This window comes from Elstera litoralis (assembly GCF_000963705.1).
GTDB classification, from domain to species: Bacteria; Pseudomonadota; Alphaproteobacteria; order Elsterales; family Elsteraceae; genus Elstera; species Elstera litoralis.
In genome coordinates, this window is sequence record NZ_LAJY01000729.1 from 1 (window position 1) to 762 (window position 762).

1 protein-coding gene is annotated in these 762 nt (G+C 50.5%); it reads right to left on the bottom strand.

Annotation, left to right across the window (positions count from 1 at the left end):
* Positions 1-151: 151 nt before the first annotated feature.
* The coding region (locus tag VZ95_RS26165; RefSeq protein ID WP_198148418.1) for a hypothetical protein at positions 152-762 on the bottom strand (611 nt) is incomplete at its 5' end.

The window sequence follows — 762 nt, forward strand, 5'->3', positions numbered from 1 at the left end:
GACCCTAGAGCGGTCTGCCAACCGTTCGAGGATGTGCGCGAAACGGCTCCAATATAGGCTTCATGTGCCTGTAGATATTGTCCTATAGTGTCGGGTGATTTTGATTCCCCCGCGATTTTCTCTAATTTATCTAATAATTTAACGGCGTCGTTCAATCTATTCGGCCAAGTGTGATTAAGCAGAGAACGCCTTGGCTATAGGTACGGGCGATCAACCCTTCTCGAAGATTTAAATTTGCATTGGTGGTTAACCGTTCTGCATTTGCCAATTGGGTTATCGTTTCGCCCTCTCGCTTCAAGAGTGAATAGGTGCGGGCGAGGTCGAGGGTGGTTTTATGTCTCTGACTCAAGGTCTGTTCGATAGGAAGTTTCTCTAAGCGCCGATGGGCCGCAAGATAATTATCCAATGCTTCTTCGTATCGGGGCGGGTTACTCTCGCTGAGGCTGTCGCCCGCAAGCGCAAGAGCCTCTGCGACCCGCGCGACATTCGCGGTATCGGTTTCTCTGCCGAAGCTGGCGACAAAATCACGAACGCCCGAAAGTAACGCTTCAGTACGGCGGGGTGTCGCATTGCGGTGGGCATATATGTTGTTCAGGGCGACCCGCGAGACGATGCGGCGGGTACTGATATCCGACGATTTTGAGAAGCGATTAACAGTCTCCTCATTAAGTGCTAACGCCTCTGTTCTGCGCCCAGTACGGTAAAGGGCATAACCCTTCTGTAGTAAGGCATAGGCGATGTAATAATCTTTATTAGAAATGC